The following is a 13083-nucleotide window of genomic DNA, read 5'->3' on the forward strand; positions in this document are numbered from 1 at the left end:
CAGCTAAACAGTTATGCTTTATTGCAAATCGACATTTCATAATTAGAAAATGACATAGAGCACTCAAAATGAAAAAGCTTGCAATAACCTTTGCTGTTTTGGTTCAACTATCGACCTATGGCTTAGCCAATGATTCTACGGGTTACGTCGGTACAGGTGGGATTCAATATCTCAAAAATTCGCAGATTGCTATGCAAAGCGAAGATCTATTCATTAGTAAAAAACGAATTAAAGTCGATTACCTCTATAAAAATCTAAGCAATAAAGATGTCACTGAAACGATCTTATTTCCGCTACCACGTATTGATAATTTCTTTGAGTCTGACTTTGCTCACACCGAAGAACTTTTAAAAAGTTTTAAGATTGTGGTGGATGGTAAAAATATTAAACCAGAAATGCACGTGCGAACCTTTATTCAAAAAGATGAGAAATCACCTCTGATTGATGCAACGGATGAGTTTAAGCAGTGTGGTTTTAGTGAAAAAGACATGTTAAACCCGTGGCTACGTAATAACTATGATTATGAATATTATGTAGATAAGCTAAAACAATGTAATAAGCCACAAATACAGAAAATTTTAGCTAGTTTTAAAAAAGATGATGTAATTCCATGGTCATCTCAAGTGATCTATAGTTGGAAGCAGACCTTTAAAGCTAATAGTTTGACTAAAATTCAGCATGAATATAAACCTTTGGTGGGTGGTTCAGTTGCTCTCTATCCAGATGAATATAACCAGCAATTTTGTATGGATAAACAATTTAAGCAGGGCTTAAAAAAAGCTAGTTCGGAAAATTCGCCGTTTAGCGCGCTGGGCTATATTTTGACGACGGGTGCAAATTGGGCAAAGCCGATTGAAAACTTTAAATTAACCATTGAGCGCGATAAAGACGAACTGGTTTCATTTTGTTGGGATGGTCCAGTCAAAAAGATTAGCCCGACTCAATTTCAAATGACTAAAACCAAGTTTGTACCAAAAAAAGACCTAGATATTATTTTTGTCAAAATTAGATAAGCGCATACAAACTCTAAACTGTATAAAATTGCATCACTCTTGATTGTGTGACATAACTTAATGATGGCACATAATAACAAGAGGATGCCGCAATGTTGCTTAAGGGAAAAGTGGCTGTCATTTTTGGAGGCAGTGGGGCAATTGGCACTGCAATTGCGAAGGTTTTTATTCGTGAAGGTGCTCGTGTCTATTTGTGTGCAAGAGATTTCAATAAACTTCAAAATATTGCGGCACAACTACAACAACTTGGGGGCGTGGTTCATACGGTCAACGTTGATGTGTTAGACAGTCAGTCAATAAATAATACCGTGGCTCAAATTGCTCAAGATACAGGTGGACTAGATTTAGTCATCAATGCGACCAGTTTTATACATAATCAAGGCAAAGAAATTTTGGAATTAAACCTTGATGAGTTTGTTGGGGGAATAAATCCATTTCTAACGTCGCAGTTTAATATATCTAAAGCTGCGGTTCCTTATATGGGCGGCGATCGTGGCGGAACAATGATTTCAATTGTGGCACCTTCAGCTCGGATGGCGATACCGGGTCATTTAGGCCATATTGTGGGCTGTGCTGGAGTCGAAGCTTTTATTAAAGCACTTGCCAGCGAGCTAGGGCCTAAGAATATACGAGTACTGGGTGTTCGCTCACATGCAATTGTTGATGCTGTTCAAGCCGGTTCCTACACGCGAGAACTATTTGAGTCAAAAGCACAGGCAATGGGGCTCAGCATAGGACAATGGCTAGAGGGTGCGGCTCAGGGCACTATGCTAAAACGGCTACCGACACTTTCTCAGGTTGCAGAAACTGTCGCTTTTCTAGCATCCGAACATGCGAACTCAATGACTGCAACGGTTGTAAATATGACCGCAGGCGCAATAGTTGATTAGCACAATTTATTTTTAATCCAATAATCTAAACTAACATAACGGCCACCTCCAAGCACAAGCAGAGCAAGCAGCATAACCGTGTAGGTCGCGGCAAATTCAATTCCATTATTTAAAACAACAAACGAACCACTCGACGTAAGCCAGTCATAGTTGCCATAGTTTTGCAGGATCTCTCGGGCTCTTTCTAATTTTTCAGCCGAGGCTAATACTTGCATGTTGGCGAAAGGTGCATTTGGATCAGCAATTGCTTGCCAGCCATTTGGCAGATGTACCGTAAATATAGCGACCAGCATAGTAATAATAAGGGGAATACTAATTAAACGGGTAAACAGACCAAATGTTAAGAGTATGGCGCCTGCTAGTTCAGTTGATGTTGCAAGGACGGCCATTAAATAGGGGAAAGGAAGCCCTAAACCTCCATCTGAATTGCCAAACCATTCTACAATATCACTGAAATGCATCAATTTATTTGTGCCTGCCATCCAGAATATTGGAACGAGATACAATCGAATAGCCAGTGCCGCAATGCCATCAATATGTTGTAGAGACTTACCGAGATTTTGATAATATTTAGATAAGCCATAAATAAAGTTCTTCATGATAATTTCACACCCAATACGATTGAATAGTAATTAGTCGGATGAAAACTGTATTTCTTACATAAAAAAATTTTATTTACGGTGTAATAAAAAAGGATTTGGTCCGTCTAACTTTATGTACATGTGTACAAACCGAGAAATTATCTTTAAAGGAATACAAAAATGAACAAACTCAACTCAATGACCTCAGTGGCAGCATTATTGGCACTTTCTGTGGCAGGCGCTACACAAGTGACTGTGGCAGCAACTAATACAACAACTGAAATGCATGCAACCAAAGCAGCAGATGGTAAATGTGGCGAAGCAAAATGCGGCGCTAACAAAATGAAAAAACATGAAAAATCTGCTGAAGCAAAATGTGGAGCAGATAAAAAAGCAGCAGATGGTAAATGTGGAGCAACCAAAAAAGCAGCAGATGGCAAGTGCGGTGCAGATAAAAAAGTCGCTGATGGTAAGTGTGGCGCTAAGTAAACAATCTAATCATGGATGATGTCGGCCTTCTAGTAAGTGTCGGCATCATTTCCAAAAGGAGAAATCACCATGATGGAGCTGTCAGGTGTAGGACTTGGTTTAAGGCGTGATTTTATAGATTCGTTTCTAGCTGCAAAAACATATCCAGACTTTATTGAAGTTGCCCCAGAAAATTGGCTTGGTTTTGGTGGCCGACATGCAAAATTACTCGAACAGTGTGCTGAAAAAGCGCCCTTAATTTGTCACGGCTTGTCATTATCTATTGGAGGACCGCATCCACTTAATCTTGAATTTATCGGCAAAATAAAAAGCTTTTTAGAACAATACGAAGTACCAATTTATTCTGAACATTTAAGTTATACAAATGATGGGGGCTATTTATATGATTTGTTGCCAATACCCATGACGAAAGCCGCGGTTAAATATGTCGCTGAACGTATTTTACGTGTGCAAGATATTTTAGGGAAAAGATTAGTTATAGAGAATGTTTCTACGTATTTAATGCCAAATGCCGAAATGAGTGAAGCTGAGTTCATTCGTGAAGTGCTTCAATTTGCAGACTGTGATTTGCTTCTGGATGTAAATAATGTCTACGTCAATAGTATTAATCATGGCAGTGATGCATTTGGATTTATTCGAGACATGCCAAAAGAACGAATCCGTTATTTACATATTGCCGGACATGAACAAGTTCAGAAAAATTTGTTAATTGATACACATGGGGCAGAGGTTTGTGACCGTGTGTGGGAACTACTGAGATATACCTATCAAGTCTGTGGTGTGAAACCAACTTTGCTTGAGCGTGACTTTAATATTCCGTCATGGCAAGAATTAGAAGAGGAACTCGCTAAAATTAAACTCATTCAACAACAGGAGAGTGGCTATGAACGGAAATCAAACACCCTTCCAAACCCTGCAACAACAGTTTTGTGAATGGATTAGAGATCCTGATTTGGAAATCCCTCAAGAGCTTCCTGTCGAAAGAATGCAAATTTATCGGGATTTACTTTTTAATAATGTCAGTTCATTTATTGACTTAGTTTATCCTGTAGCTCGCGCGATGTTACCAGAGTTAAAGTGGCAACAAGTACTCTCGGAGTTTTTTCAAAAAGCTAAGTGTCGTTCACCTTTGTATAATGATATTTCTCTTGAGTTTAGAGAATATTTGACAGATCAGCGGCACCCAATATTGCAAGAATACCCTTGGTTGGCTGAGTTATTGCAATTTGAATGGCTTGAATTGTATTTAGATACTGTTGAAATTGAAGATGTCGTTTTGCATGAAAATTACGCTTGGCAATTAAGCACTAAAGTATGGGTATTGGTTTATCAATATCCTGTTTATATGTGGACGACTTTAACTACACAAGAACAAGTTGAAATTATGCCAGGTGCAATCATGGTCTGGCGCGATGATCAGGATAGAGTATGTATTGAACAACTTTCTCCATTGTTTGCTATGCTAATTGAACAGTTAACTCAAAATATAATGTTAACTGAGCATGATATTTATATACTCATTCAATCTATATTGACTGATTTGTCTGAGCCTGAAATTTATCTGCAAATTCAAGAACTAAAAAATCTATTAACTCGATTACGATTAATTCAAACTCCCCATAGTTTTAAAGAGGTACAGAGATGACTTCAGCCGCGGCATCACCTCATGACGACTTAGGGGATCAACTGCATAATCCAGTATTTTTACAAGACTTAAGACAGCAAATGATTAAATTTGCTTTTTTACAGTTATCGTCGCTTCCGCAAGCTGAGGATGTCGTGCAAGAGGCGTTAACGAGCGCTTTTCAAAATTTAGATTCATTTAAAGGGCGGGCTGCCTTCAAAACATGGGTATTCGCGATTTTAAAAAATAAAATTATTGATGTAGTTCGACAAAAGTCACGTTTGGTTGCAATCTCTGAATTATTTAAAGATGAGGAAAGCGAGCTCAGTGTCGACGAGTTATTCGATGCGTCAGGACACTGGCACAAATATGAAGCACCTCACACATGGCAAAGTCCCGAAGAAATGATAGAGCAGTCAGATTTCTGGATAATTTTTGAAGCCTGTTTAGATCATTTGCCAGCCAAATATGCTCAAGTTTTTATGATGAGAGAAGTGATTGAACTCAGTTCTAATGAAATCTGTAATAAGCTGGAAATTTCTATCTCAAATTTTAATGTATTGATGTATAGAAGCCGCACCCGATTACGCGAATGCTTAGAAAATAAATGGTTATTGAAGGAGGATTGTTCATGTTGACATGCCGACAAGCCACTCAACTATTGTCTGAAAAGCAAGATAGACCGCTGTTTTTACGTGAGCAAACTAGTTTGCAATTGCATTTGTTGGCGTGTAGATCATGCCGCCGTTATGCAAAACAAATCAAAACAATTAGTCAGCTTTCTAAAGTATTTAAAAATTTGGATGACTAACTTTAGTTAAAAATTTATTTATTGCTGGCCTTAACGTGTTAAAAGCTTACATACTATAAAAGTGAAGGAATTTTTAAGACAGGATGAAACGTGAATTTAAAGAATCTTGAAGCATTTTATTGGGTTGTGACTTTAAATAGCTTCAATAAGGCTGCGACTAAATTACAAACCACCCAGCCTGCGGTCTCTCAAAAAATCACATCTCTTGAAAATGAATTAGGTTTTAAAGTTTTAGACCGAAGTTTGCGAAAATTTAAATTGACCCATAAAGGTATAACACTATTTAAATATGCTGAAAAGTTTATGCGCCTAGAAACAGATCTAGTGGCTGAACTGACCGAAAACCAGCACCTGACTGGCACCATTCGTTTAGGCGTTTCCGAAACCATTGTTTATACGTGGTTAGTCGAATATATCGAAAAGGTTCAACAAGAGTTCCCAAAAATTTCAGTAGAAATTGTGGTAGACCTGACGCCTAACTTACAAGAAGGTGTTCGCACAGGGGATTTAGACATGGCCTTTTTACTTGGACCAACTTTAGCTTTTGAATGTATTGAACAGACTTTATGTGACTTTGAACTAAGTTTCTTGGCATCACCTTCATTTAAAGGCGGGGTTGCGCAAATGTCATTTAAAACTTTAATGTCACATACCATTTTAACTTACCCTAAAATTACCTATCCCTATAAAGAATTGAAAGCCAGAATGAAAGAACAAGGAATAGATGAACCACTCTCAATTACTAGTTATTCATTAGCGACTTTATTGCGTTTAGCCGAGCAGGGCCTAGGCATTGCTGTGGTGCCGACTTTAACCGCTTTAAAAGAAATTACTGATGGCCGATTAGAAATATTAAACACACCCATTCAGTTAAAGACGTTTCATTTCACTTCAATCTATATTCAAGGAAATGATGTTGCTTTGAAAGAAAAACTAACCGAAGTTGCCGTTAGGGTGTCGGAAAGTGCCATGAAAAGACTCAATGAACAAATTAAAAACTAGGCTGTTTTCGAATATCTTAAGTCACTATTTTTCTTGTTTTAAGAAGCTGTTTTTTATGTGAAATCATAAAAGCAGCTTATCTACATCGATAAGTAAAATTTATCCTTGTTTATAAGTAATTTAAAAATAAATAAAAATCAAAAACTTATAATTTCAACTTTATGTAAAAAGTCTTATTGTTCGTAGGGATTAGCTATGTTTTTATCGTAAATACAAGATTTGATCACCGATTGTGTTGATTGGGGAACAGGGAATCTTTGTCATTTTAAAGGATTAAAGAATATTGTTTGGGAAAAATGATGTTCTTGGTTCAACCTGAAAATAGCGTTGTTAAGCTCAAATGGATGAGGAACGCATTAATATGTCTTTACTGAAATCTTCTTTTTTATCAGATCGCCAATGGGCCATTGTAGCCTCAATCTTTATGATGGCGACCTCTGCAATGGGGCCAGGATTTTTAACCCAAACCGCTGTATTTACAGTCAAGTTAGGTGCAGCATTCGGTTTCGCAATTTTAGTTTCCATTCTGATTGATTATGTAGTTCAACAAAATATTTGGCGAGTGGTCACACTTACTCAAATGCGTGCATCAGACATTGCCAATAAAGCATTACCAGGTAGTGGGTATTTACTGGCGTTTCTGGTGATTTTGGGCGGTTTTTTCTTTAGTGTTGGTAACATTGCAGGTGCAGCTTTAGGTTTAAATGCACTTTTTGGCCTAGACACAAAGTGGGGCGGTATTTTAAGTGGTGCGTTAGCCATTTTGATTTTTGCATCAAGAAAAGCAACGCTTGCTATGGATAAAAGCATGATCGTGTTGGGATTGCTTAAAATCCTGCTGATTATTATTGTTGCTGTCATTGTAATGCCTCCTGTAGGTCAAGCTGTACATCAAACTTTTGCTCCAGATCAGATCGACTTTGCCATTATTACCACCATTGTCGGCGGTACAGTTGGTGGCTATATCTGCTATGCAGGTGCCCATCGTTTACTCGATAAAGGTGCTGTTGGCCCTGAAAATATTGATGAAGTTGCTAAAGCTGCGACCAAGGGCATTATTGTTGTCGGCATCATGCGCTACGTATTGTTTTTAGCGTTTTTAGGTGTGGTAGTGAGCGGTGCAACGATTGATTTAGCCAGTCATGATGCAAATCCGGCAGCTCAAGCATTTCAATATGCAGCAGGTACATTTGGTTTTAAATTATTCGGTTTAATTTTCTGGGCAGCCGGCATTAGTAGCACCATTGGCGCAGCATATACTTCAGTATCATTCTTTACTGCATTTAAAAAGAACTTAACACCAAAACAAACCAACTATACGACCATTACCTTCATTGCATTGGCCTTATTGCTCTATGTGTTATTGGGTGCAACTCCAGCAGGTCTACTCATTTTTGTGGGTGGTTTTAACGGTTTGGTGTTGCCAATTGGTCTTACAATTTTTGTGTACGTTGCTGCGTGCCGTAAAGATTTAATGGGTAATTACAACTATCCAAAATGGTTGCTTATTTTGGGCGGATTAACATGTCTGTTGACGTGGTGGATGGGCTATATGTCATTTACGACAGTATTTAACTATTTGACCAAGCTTTAAGCCAGACTTTGTTAAGTGATAAAGGAATAATGCCATGTTTGTAGATTTAAATAGTGATTTGGGTGAAAGCTTTGGCTCATGGAAAATGGGTAATGATGATCAGATTTTACCTGTCGTGACCAGTGCCAATATTGCGTGTGGCTTCCATGCGGGCGACCCACTCGGTATTTTAAAAACGGTTCGTAAAGCAGTAGAGCTTGGTGTGACCATTGGTGCTCATGTGTCTTATCCAGACCTTGTAGGCTTTGGCCGCCGTAATATGGATTTGTCACGTGACGAACTGATTGCAGACGTGCTTTATCAAATTTCTGCACTCGATGGCTTGGCTAAAGTGGCAGGCTCAGAAGTGCAATATGTTAAACCGCATGGCGCACTTTATAACACCATTGCACATGACCAAGCTCAGGCTGCAGCAGTAATTGATGCCATTAAAATGTATAACCCTGAACTGGTTTTGGTTGCTTTGGCTGGGTCAAACTTAGTCGAGCAGGCACGTGCTGCTGGTTTAAAAGTTGTGTCTGAAGCATTTGCAGACCGCGCTTATAACAGCGATGGTTCACTGGTATCTCGCCGTCTCGAAGGTGCGGTTTTACACGACTCGGCATTTGTTGCGAACCGTGTGGTGTCTATGCTTAAAAATGGTGGGGTTGAGTCAATTGACGGTGTATTTACCCCAATTCAAGCCGACACCATTTGCTTACATGGCGACACCGACGGTGCGCTAGAGATGTCGGCAGCCATTAAAGCCGAGCTTGTAAAAAATAATATTGAAATCCGCCCGTTTGTAAATAAAGCATAAGGATGAGCACAATGTATAAGGATATTAAAGTCGACCCAGCTCAGCTTGAAGCCGCTTTAGATGCGCGTTTAAAAATCCGTGCAGGTTTTGATAAACCGACAGCAGGCATGGCTGCGGGCATGACGCAGGTCAACATGATTTCGGTGCCAAAAGAGTGGGCATATGACTTTTTACTCTATGCGCACCGTAACCCGCAAAGCTGCCCAGTACTTGATGTGCTTGAAGAAGGCATCTATGCAACTAAGCTTGCGACAGACTCAGACATTCGAACTGACTTCCCACGTTATCGCGTTTGGAAAGATGGCGAAATGGTTGATGAAGTGATCAATGCGAGCGAGATTTACAACGCCCATCCTGATTTGGTGACTTTCTTAATTGGTTGCAGTTTTTCGTTTGAAACCGCTTTGCAAGAAGCGGGCATTGAAGTTCGCCATATTCATGACGACACCAATGTGCCGATGTATTTGAGCAATATCAAGTGCGAACCGGCAGGGCGTATTTCTGGAAATATGGTGGTTTCCATGCGACCAATTCCATCGCATCAAATTAGTGAAGCGGTAAAAATTACATCGCGTATGCCAAGCGTGCATGGTGCACCTGTACATATCGGGCATCCTGAAAGCTTAGGGATTTTGGATGTAAATAAGCCAGACTTTGGTGATGCTTCTCGTATTGAAGCAGGTGAAATTCCAGTGTTTTGGGCGTGTGGAGTAACACCGCAAGCGGCTGTAATGAACTCGAAAATTCCTTTTGCGATTAGCCATGCACCGGGTCATATGTTTATTACCGACATTCCTGACCGCGCTTGGATTGGCTAATTGGACTAAAGAAGAATTAAAAGGATAAGCAAATGCGTTTTTTATCGGTAAACGCCGATTGTTTTCTGATTGAGCTTGCGAGCCTAGAAGAAACTTTGGCGTTGTACAATAAATTGCAAAATACGCAATTGAATGGAATTAAAGACTTAGTCCCCGCTGCAAAAACAATTTTGGTTTTTTTTAACGAGATCGAAACTAACTTTAAAACGCTGGTTGCTTCAATTCAAAGCCTCAAAATTGATTCTGGATTTGAGCGTAGCAGCCAAGAAGTGATTGTGCCGATTCGTTACGATGGCGAAGACCTTGCGCAAGTTGCCGAGCTACAAGGTTTGTCTGTGGCTGATGTGATTAGAAAGCATCACCAAAGCGTGTGGAATGTCGCTTTTATTGGTTTTGCGCCGGGCTTTGCTTATATGAGCAGTCCCGATAAGCCTTTTACCGATATTCCACGCTTAACGGTTCCGCGTAAAAAAATACCGTCAGGTTCTTTGGGGTTGGCTGGAAAATACTCTGGTATTTACCCAAAAGACAGCCCAGGTGGCTGGCAGCTGATTGGGACTACCTCGGAAAAAATGTGGGATTTAGAGCGTAAAAATCCAGCACTACTTTTACCGGGCATGACTGTACATTTTGAGGATGTCACGCATCGTCCAACAACTGTGACTGTACCACAGCAAATCACGCGTAAGGCTGAGCCGAAACAATCTGTGCCACTGTTTACGATTACTGCGCCAAGTTTACAAATGCTTATTCAAGATGAAGGGCGTTTAAACCAAACCAATATTGGCGTTGGCGTGGCTGGTGCAATGGATTTATCTGCCATGCATAGCGCCAACCGTATTGTGGGTAATCCAACCGATACGCCCGTCATTGAAGTTTTAAATGGTGGGCTAAAAGCCAAAATGCAGCATGCAGGCGTTATTGCGGTGGCAGGCGCGATCTCAAACATTCGTGTGAAATTTGCTGACGGGCAAACCGCAGACTTTGCAAGCTATCAACCGATTGATTTAGATGAAGGCGATGAATTTCAAATTCAGCCACCAACCGCAGGCTTAAGAAACTATCTGGCAGTTCGTGGTGGTATAGACGTTGAACCTGTACTCGATAGTGCTTCGTTTGACAGCTTGGCAGTGTTAGGGCCAGAGCCTTTAAAGCTTGGAGATACTATTTATCAAGGGCAGGTCAAAGCAGCCAACATTAGCGTAAATGAAGTGGGCAAATGCGACTTGCCAAAAGCTGGCGAAGTCGTTGAGCTAGATATTGTGATGGGGCCGCGCACAGACTGGTTTGAACAAGACAGTATTGAACTACTGTGTCAGCAAGAGTGGCTGGTGACCAATGAAAGCAACCGCGTCGGGCTAAGACTTTCAGGTGCACAGCCTTTGACTCGCAAAATAACCCATGAACTAGAAAGTGAAGGCACATGCATTGGTGCTTTGCAGATTCCACCGAGTGGCCAGCCCGTTTTATTTATGAATGATCACCCTTTAACGGGCGGATATCCAGTCATTGCCTCAGTTGCTAAACACCATTGGGATTTGGTGGCACAGATTCCGGCAGGTTGCCGCATCAAATTTAAAAAAATTGCCGAATTTACAGATTTTGAGAATGAATGATGAATACAGAAAAATTATTGATTGCTAACCGTGGTGAAATTGCCGTTCGTATTATTCATGCTTGCCGTGATATGGGAATTGCATCGGTCGCGTTATATGCAGATGATGACATTGGCAGCATGCACGTCGAACTTGCAGATGAAGCATGGGGCTTGGCGGGAGCAACTGCCAGCGAAACCTATTTAAATATTCCAGCGATTATCGAAGTTGCAAAAAAGTCGAAAGCCACTATGGTGCATCCGGGTTATGGTTTTTTATCTGAGCGTGCTGAGTTTGCCCAAGCCGTGATTGATGCTGGTTTAAAATGGGTAGGGCCATCACCAAGTGCCATTGAAAAACTAGGTGATAAAATCGAAGCGCGTAAAATTGCTGCCTCGGTGGGTGCGCCCTTAGTTCAAGGTACTCAAGACCCACTCAATAATGGTGATGAAGCTTTAGCGTTTGCTAAACAATATGGTTTACCAATTGCCATTAAAGCGGCATTTGGTGGCGGTGGCCGCGGCTTAAAAGTTGCGTGGAAACTAGAAGAAGTTCAAGAGCTTTATGAGTCGGCAGTACGAGAGGCAAAAGCTGCCTTTGGTCGTGGTGAGTGTTTTGTCGAGCAATATTTAGATAAACCGCGCCATGTAGAAGCGCAAGTAATAGCTGACCAACATGGCAACATTGTGGTACTAGGTACACGTGATTGTTCATTGCAACGACGTAACCAAAAGTTAGTTGAAGAAGCACCAGCGCCATTTATTAGCGATGAGATTTATCAGCAAATTTTAACCTCGGCAAAAAACATTTGTCAGGCTGCAAACTATGTGGGTGCGGGAACAGTTGAGTACTTATTAAGTCGTGACGGCAAGCTTTCTTTTTTAGAAGTAAACACCCGTCTGCAAGTTGAGCACCCAGTGACCGAAGAAACCTCAAAAGTCGATTTGGTGGTTGAGCAAATTCGCGTGGCTCAAGGTGAAGTGCTTTCTATTAAAGAAACACCAAAGGCACAAGGCCATGCGATTGAGTTTCGTATTAATGCCGAAGACCCAGCACGTGGGTTTATTCCAGCCTTTGGTGTGTTGAGTTTATTTGAAGCGCCGTTTGGTCACGGTGTACGAGTTGATACAGGTGTTCGAACTGGCTCTTTAGTGTCTAGTCATTTTGATTCACTCATGGCAAAACTGATTGTGACTGGTCCAACCCGTGAAGTTGCAATTGCTCGAGCTAAACGTGCTTTAAAGCAATTTAAAATTGAAGGCGTTGCATCGGTTTTAGATTTTCACCGTGCGGTACTTAATGAACCTGACTTTACCGATGAGTTTAATGTACATACGCGTTGGATCGAAAATGACTTTAAACAAGAGTTAAAGTCGACTAAACGTGGTATTCCAAACCATCAACAACCAATGCTACTCAGCTACATTGAAATTGATGGGAAGCTCCATCGTTTAGGTTTACCTGCTGGCATGTTTGCACAAGGCCCAGCAACCGCCGTTCAAGCCCAAACAGCCGAGCCAGAAGTAAGTGCCGAGCATTTACTTGCTCCAATTAATGGTGTGATTAGCGCTTGGAAAGTCGAAAATGGTGAGCAAGTCACAGAAGGTCAAGTGGTTGCCATTATGGAAGCTATGAAAATGGAAGTGCAAGTACTGGCACATCGCAGTGGCGTTATTCAGATTAGTGTAGAGAAGGGCGCAACCTGCCATGCAGAAACTGTGATTGGTAGCATTAATTAAGTTTTGAATAAATGATTTGACCTGATTTTGTTTTTAGTTTGATCGGGTCAAATCAGATGCTTATTTATTAACTCAGTCAGCTATTTTCACAGTACTCGTTAACCATTTTCAACTTGAAAGCCAGTACT

General features: G+C 40.6%; 14 protein-coding genes. 13 read left to right on the top strand and 1 reads right to left on the bottom strand.

Annotation, left to right across the window (positions count from 1 at the left end):
• Nucleotides 1-68: 68 nt before the first annotated feature.
• Nucleotides 69-1013 (top strand): DUF4424 family protein, encoded by a 945-nt coding sequence (locus ACS125_RS10835; protein ID WP_443272039.1) that lies wholly within the window; start codon nt 69-71, stop codon nt 1011-1013.
• 92 nt (nt 1014-1105) lie between these two features.
• Entirely contained in the window at nt 1106-1903 is a 798-nt protein-coding gene (locus tag ACS125_RS10840) for an SDR family NAD(P)-dependent oxidoreductase (protein ID WP_443272041.1), read from the top strand.
• Here the strand turns inward: ACS125_RS10840 and ACS125_RS10845 are convergent.
• Entirely contained in the window at nt 1900-2502 is a 603-nt protein-coding gene (locus ACS125_RS10845; RefSeq protein WP_174759134.1) for an HvfX family Cu-binding RiPP maturation protein, read from the bottom strand. The two genes, ACS125_RS10840 and ACS125_RS10845, sit on opposite strands and share 4 nt — an antisense overlap.
• A gap of 162 nt (nt 2503-2664) precedes the next feature.
• Here ACS125_RS10845 and ACS125_RS10850 point away from each other — a divergent pair, with 162 nt between their 5' ends.
• The 11 genes from ACS125_RS10850 to ACS125_RS10900 all read left to right on the top strand — a co-directional run bounded on the left by ACS125_RS10850 (nt 2665) and on the right by ACS125_RS10900 (nt 12955).
• On the top strand, nt 2665-2973 hold the full coding sequence (locus ACS125_RS10850; protein ID WP_238612369.1) for an HvfA family oxazolone/thioamide-modified RiPP metallophore: 309 nt from the start codon (nt 2665-2667) through the stop codon (nt 2971-2973).
• A gap of 69 nt (nt 2974-3042) precedes the next feature.
• Nucleotides 3043-3906, top strand: coding sequence for an HvfB family MNIO-type RiPP peptide maturase (locus ACS125_RS10855; RefSeq protein WP_151962465.1), 864 nt, complete (start codon nt 3043-3045; stop codon nt 3904-3906).
• Nucleotides 3857-4618: an HvfC family RiPP maturation protein gene (locus tag ACS125_RS10860; protein ID WP_296514454.1), complete on the top strand. Its 762-nt coding sequence runs from the start codon at nt 3857-3859 to the stop codon at nt 4616-4618. The genes ACS125_RS10855 and ACS125_RS10860 overlap by 50 nt, the downstream gene beginning before the upstream one ends.
• The gene (locus tag ACS125_RS10865) at nt 4615-5235 is read left to right on the top strand and encodes an RNA polymerase factor sigma-70 (protein ID WP_151962467.1); all 621 of its coding nucleotides are present in this window, start codon (nt 4615-4617) and stop codon (nt 5233-5235) included. Before ACS125_RS10860 ends, ACS125_RS10865 begins: the two co-directional genes overlap by 4 nt.
• Complete coding sequence (locus tag ACS125_RS10870) at nt 5229-5408, top strand: zf-HC2 domain-containing protein (protein ID WP_216069827.1); 180 nt, start codon at nt 5229-5231, stop codon at nt 5406-5408. Before ACS125_RS10865 ends, ACS125_RS10870 begins: the two co-directional genes overlap by 7 nt.
• A 90-nt stretch (nt 5409-5498) precedes the next feature.
• Nucleotides 5499-6410 carry a LysR family transcriptional regulator MumR gene (gene mumR / locus ACS125_RS10875; RefSeq protein WP_004793262.1) on the top strand — a complete coding sequence of 304 codons (912 nt, stop codon included), beginning with the start codon at nt 5499-5501 and terminating at the stop codon, nt 6408-6410.
• A 340-nt stretch (nt 6411-6750) separates the two neighbouring features.
• A complete protein-coding gene (locus ACS125_RS10880) occupies nt 6751-8004 on the top strand; it encodes an NRAMP family divalent metal transporter (RefSeq protein ID WP_081399177.1) in 1254 nt (417 codons plus the stop codon).
• A gap of 34 nt (nt 8005-8038) precedes the next feature.
• A complete protein-coding gene (locus ACS125_RS10885; RefSeq protein ID WP_443272046.1) occupies nt 8039-8803 on the top strand; it encodes a LamB/YcsF family protein in 765 nt (254 codons plus the stop codon).
• 2 nt (nt 8804-8805) lie between these two features.
• Entirely contained in the window at nt 8806-9621 is an 816-nt protein-coding gene (locus tag ACS125_RS10890) for a putative hydro-lyase (protein ID WP_443272049.1), read from the top strand.
• A 32-nt stretch (nt 9622-9653) separates the two neighbouring features.
• Entirely contained in the window at nt 9654-11237 is a 1584-nt protein-coding gene (locus ACS125_RS10895; protein WP_443272051.1) for a 5-oxoprolinase/urea amidolyase family protein, read from the top strand.
• Nucleotides 11237-12955 carry an acetyl/propionyl/methylcrotonyl-CoA carboxylase subunit alpha gene (locus ACS125_RS10900; protein ID WP_443272053.1) on the top strand — a complete coding sequence of 573 codons (1719 nt, stop codon included), beginning with the start codon at nt 11237-11239 and terminating at the stop codon, nt 12953-12955. The genes ACS125_RS10895 and ACS125_RS10900 overlap by 1 nt, the downstream gene beginning before the upstream one ends.
• Nucleotides 12956-13083: the final 128 nt, after the last annotated feature.

Source organism: Acinetobacter sp. PFS20 (assembly GCF_052261015.1).
GTDB lineage: Bacteria > Pseudomonadota > Gammaproteobacteria > Pseudomonadales > Moraxellaceae > Acinetobacter.

Bases quoted from the DNA above. Each gene is read 5' to 3' on its own strand.
- ACS125_RS10900 (WP_443272053.1), top strand. From the start codon at position 11,237: ATGAATACAGAAAAATTATTGATTGCTAACCGTGGTGAAATTGCCGTT.
- ACS125_RS10880 (WP_081399177.1), top strand. From the start codon at position 6,751: ATGGATGAGGAACGCATTAATATGTCTTTACTGAAATCTTCTTTTTTA.
- ACS125_RS10890 (WP_443272049.1), top strand. From the start codon at position 8,806: ATGAGCACAATGTATAAGGATATTAAAGTCGACCCAGCTCAGCTTGAA.
- ACS125_RS10840 (WP_443272041.1), top strand. From the start codon at position 1,106: ATGTTGCTTAAGGGAAAAGTGGCTGTCATTTTTGGAGGCAGTGGGGCA.
- ACS125_RS10845 (WP_174759134.1), bottom strand. From the start codon at position 2,502: ATGAAGAACTTTATTTATGGCTTATCTAAATATTATCAAAATCTCGGT.
- ACS125_RS10895 (WP_443272051.1), top strand. From the start codon at position 9,654: ATGCGTTTTTTATCGGTAAACGCCGATTGTTTTCTGATTGAGCTTGCG.
- ACS125_RS10870 (WP_216069827.1), top strand. From the start codon at position 5,229: ATGTTGACATGCCGACAAGCCACTCAACTATTGTCTGAAAAGCAAGAT.
- ACS125_RS10850 (WP_238612369.1), top strand. From the start codon at position 2,665: ATGAACAAACTCAACTCAATGACCTCAGTGGCAGCATTATTGGCACTT.
- ACS125_RS10860 (WP_296514454.1), top strand. From the start codon at position 3,857: ATGAACGGAAATCAAACACCCTTCCAAACCCTGCAACAACAGTTTTGT.
- ACS125_RS10885 (WP_443272046.1), top strand. From the start codon at position 8,039: ATGTTTGTAGATTTAAATAGTGATTTGGGTGAAAGCTTTGGCTCATGG.
- ACS125_RS10865 (WP_151962467.1), top strand. From the start codon at position 4,615: ATGACTTCAGCCGCGGCATCACCTCATGACGACTTAGGGGATCAACTG.
- ACS125_RS10855 (WP_151962465.1), top strand. From the start codon at position 3,043: ATGATGGAGCTGTCAGGTGTAGGACTTGGTTTAAGGCGTGATTTTATA.
- ACS125_RS10835 (WP_443272039.1), top strand. From the start codon at position 69: ATGAAAAAGCTTGCAATAACCTTTGCTGTTTTGGTTCAACTATCGACC.